The organism is Flavobacterium sp. (assembly GCF_043720215.1).
In the GTDB taxonomy this organism is placed as follows: domain Bacteria; phylum Bacteroidota; class Bacteroidia; order Flavobacteriales; family Flavobacteriaceae; genus Flavobacterium.
The window spans coordinates 1-3,808 of the sequence record NZ_JAYSSZ010000152.1; the positions used below are offsets into that span (position 1 = coordinate 1).

Annotated in this window: 4 protein-coding genes and 1 pseudogene; all 5 read right to left on the reverse strand. The window is 35.1% G+C overall.

The window, feature by feature from the left end; translation table 11 throughout:
* Nucleotides 1–17: 17 nt before the first annotated feature.
* Nucleotides 18–377, reverse strand: coding sequence for a GIY-YIG nuclease family protein (locus ACHZC3_RS07145; protein ID WP_394759179.1), 360 nt, complete (start codon nucleotides 375–377; stop codon nucleotides 18–20).
* Between the two features lie 235 nt (nucleotides 378–612).
* Nucleotides 613–1,332: a hypothetical protein gene (locus tag ACHZC3_RS07150; protein WP_394759180.1), complete on the reverse strand. Its 720-nt coding sequence runs from the start codon at nucleotides 1,330–1,332 to the stop codon at nucleotides 613–615.
* 79 nt (nucleotides 1,333–1,411) lie between these two features.
* The gene (locus ACHZC3_RS07155) at nucleotides 1,412–2,281 is read right to left on the reverse strand and encodes a DUF808 family protein (RefSeq protein ID WP_394759181.1); all 870 of its coding nucleotides are present in this window, start codon (nucleotides 2,279–2,281) and stop codon (nucleotides 1,412–1,414) included.
* A 501-nt stretch (nucleotides 2,282–2,782) separates the two neighbouring features.
* The gene (locus tag ACHZC3_RS07160; RefSeq protein ID WP_394759182.1) at nucleotides 2,783–3,337 is read right to left on the reverse strand and encodes a contractile injection system tape measure protein; all 555 of its coding nucleotides are present in this window, start codon (nucleotides 3,335–3,337) and stop codon (nucleotides 2,783–2,785) included.
* 284 nt (nucleotides 3,338–3,621) lie between these two features.
* Nucleotides 3,622–3,808, reverse strand: a pseudogene (locus tag ACHZC3_RS07165) (Mrr restriction system protein); the annotation flags it as partial.

A 3,808-nucleotide genomic window follows, 5' to 3' on the forward strand; every position in this document is an offset into this window, starting at 1 on the left:
CAAGTATTGTGCTTTAGTCATTGCGACGAAGGATCAATCACATTATAAGTTACAAAATGATGATTCAAAAATTCAAAGTTCTCATTAAACGAACGAATTAATTCTAATTTCTTTTCTCTTCTCCAACCTTTAATTTCTTTTTCTTTAGCAATAGCTTGCTGTACCCAAGTATATTTCTCATAATACACCAAGAATTCAATATTATATTTCGAAGCAAAGGTTTTAATTCCTTTTTCAATATTTTCTTTATGCTGCTCCAACCTTTGTTTTAAATTATTTGTCATCCCAACATAATAAGTAGACCTGTATTTATTGGTAATAATATAAACATAATAAGTGTGGTGACCTTCGTTATGCTCAAACATAATATTTTCCATGTTTTACTTTTTCTTTAGTCCTTTTGTCTTTTTGTCTTTTGTCTTTTGTCTTTTGTCATTCCGACGAAGGAGGAATCACATTATTTTTTTTTTGTCATGCTGACGCAGGAAGCATCACATCCAGTAGGATTTGCGTGATGCGATTTCTCCTCCGTCGAAATGACAAACATCGTGCTTTTGTCATACTAACGTGCCTTGATAGCGCGGATTTGCACCCAAGGTTTACACCACTCACCTACCTAACAAACACAACAAAGCCTTCAGGAATCACATCCTTCATCTTCGCAAACTGAAGTGATAAAGCGCCTTCCTGAATGTCGTCAAGCAACCATTGTCCATTGTTATATTCAAAAAACCAAACATACTCTACATCCTGATAGCCATCCTTGCCTTGCACAATTTGCTTTGTATCTCGATCCATTAGATAATCTTCTACTTCAAGCTCAATACAAACAGCAATGCGCGAACCTTCCCAATTCTCCTCTGAAGTAAGCTCCAGATAAACAGGCTTCATTTTGCCTAAAGTCTGCAAGCGACTAACGTTTTTTAAATTTTCTCTTTTCCATTGCTCTAAATAAACCAATTGCTGGTTTTGCCAAAACCAATGGTTGACATAGTTTTTTACTTCCGCCATATCTTCATTTGTCCAAGCGTTATAGACTCTTCTTATAATGTTGGAAAATTCCTTTTCCAGTTGCAGCCACGAAAGCGCCTTGTTGTTAACGGCAAGTTGATTCAGGATTTTCTTAATTTTTCGTGCCTTACGATACTCCACAAAGCGTATGTATAAAATTAATGGCAAGAAAATGATAACCAGTGCAGCCAAAAGAAGCTTACCCCAAAACGTTTTAAATAATCCTTTAGCGACATAACCTCCTGGTCCAGCATATATGGGGTCAACCCAAAAAAGTAAGGTTACAACTAGTACGATTAAAATGATTTGTTTTTTTGTCATGTTTTCTATTTTTTTAATAAGTTCATTATTTTAGTTTTTATCTTTTTCTCATTACTGTAATTGTTCAGTAGGACCAATACTAAATTTTTTTAAAAAGAGAAATAATTTTTTTAACAATAGCTATTAAAAATAAAGCAAATATTCCGCCTATTACGCCAAAAATAAATTCTTTGATAATGCTTGGCCACTCTGGTAAAATGTGGTGTAAATAGTCAATATTGTGCGCAAATATACCGCCCGACACAAGTAATAATGCTATGGTTCCTGCCACAGAAAATATCTTGATGACAATGGGTAGGGCATTTACTAATAACTGACCCAATGCATTTAAAAATCCTTTTTTATCCGATTTTTCAATCAGCTTAAATCCAAAATCATCCATACGAACAACCAGTGCTACAATACCATAAACACCTGCCGTAGCTAGTAAGGAAACAACTGATAAGGTTAATATTTGTACAGTTAAATTTTTGTTTAAAACGGTACTTAAAGAAATAATTACTATTTCAACAGAGAGAATAAAATCGGTGGTCACAGCTGATTTTATTTTTACTTTTTCCAATTCAGCATCTTCTTTAATTACTCCAACTTCAGGTTGATTTGCAGGTTGATTTTTATGAAAGAAGTATTCTGCAATTTTTTCTACACCTTCAAATGCGAGGTAAAAACCTCCTAGTATTAGTATTACTATTATGGCAGCGGGTAAAAATATATTTAGCAATAACGTTACAGGCACAATAATTAACTTATTGACAAATGAACCTTTTGTAATAGCCCATAAAACAGGGATTTCTTTGGATGATACAAAGCCCGTTGATTTTTCGGCATTCACGGCCAAATCATCACCAAGTATTCCTGCTGTTTTTTTTGTAGCAAGCTTGACATTAATTGCAACGTCATCCATCAAGGCAGCTATGTCGTCTAAAATTGTAAAAAAACCTGAGGCCATATTGGTATAAAATTTATTTTGATTATAAAGTAAGGTATTTTTGTTAAATAGTAGAGTATGGTATTTAAATTAAATATTTTGTCGAAGTAGTGTCGTCCTACCACCATTGGCTATAACGTCTTAGTGCTACACGAGGTTTGGGACTAAATTAAACCAATTATTCGGATTAACAAAATTCTCACAAATACAAACCAATTTTTCCATTTAGCCAAATCTCCTGATAGCGCGGATTTGCACCCGAGGCTTTAGCCGAACTGACGAAGTAATCGGCGCTAAAGGAGTTGTTGTATTTGTCATGCTGACGCAGGAGGAATCACATTCAGTTACATTTACTTTATGCGATTTCTCCTCCGTCGAAATGACAAGGATTGTGCTTTTGTCATGCTGACGAAGGAAGCATCACATTATCATTTTCTTGTTTTATTTTCTTTATGTGATGCTTCCTGCGTCAGCATGACAAACATCGTGGTTTTGTCATACTAACGCAATATACCACACAATTTAAAAACCCCAAATCACATGAAGTGGTTTCTCCATCCAAGGAAATTTGATAATCGAGAAAGAAAAAGGGAATCGATTCAGTAGCACATCATAAGCTCTTTTTTCCACAGTGAGCTCCCATCGGTCTTCCCGTTCTTGTAGCAAACCATCACGTACCAGCCAGTTGCGGCTAAAACCATCGACGGTAGATTCCCCTATAGACGACCAATGTGAAATAACCGCTTTAATCATACCGTCTAATAACTGTTTTTCGGCTTCAGAAATTGTGATACCTGTTGGAACCGTTTGTGTTAAAGGCAATCCGCATAGCACTTTGTTCAAAGGTAAATAGGCTTCTTCGGTGATGCTTAAACCAGTCACGAGGTACTGTAAATAATGCACCGCTTTACTTTGGTTTTCGGCACTGGTAAATTGCTTGTTGGCTGTAAGATGCAGTCGTTCGAACAACATGTCGAAGTAATTGTTCAGTATAACCAGTCCTGCATTTTTTATAGCTATAGCTTCACTATTTTGGATAGTAGAAGAAGGAATTTGCCCATTTTTATTTGTAGTCATAGGTGGGAATTATCAAGGAGTTATTCGATTTCAATTTAGACTATTATTTTTAAACCGATTTAGTGCAATTATACTGTTTTACTAATTTTTGTATCATAAAAATACCCTGTATAAATCTTCGCTAACTGGGAGCTTTGTCATGCTGACGCAGGAAGCATCACATTCAATTGCGTTTTCTTAATGCGATTTCTCCTTCGTCGAAATGACAACTGCAACCCCTTCTTTTATGATTAGCTCTACTTGATAGGAAACTCCTGATGTTGTTAAAAATTTTGCCATTTTAATTAATCATTACTTCCTAAAAAGTAAATTGGGTGTAAGGGTAATAGTATTTTTTGTTCATCATCCATTTTTGAGTAATATTCTTGCCATAAAGAAGTAAATCGATTAAAATCGATTAATTCAATGTGCTCTCTTGACTCTCTGGCTTCTTTTACAGCAGGTTTTGAGAAGCTTCCTGAAGTTACAAAA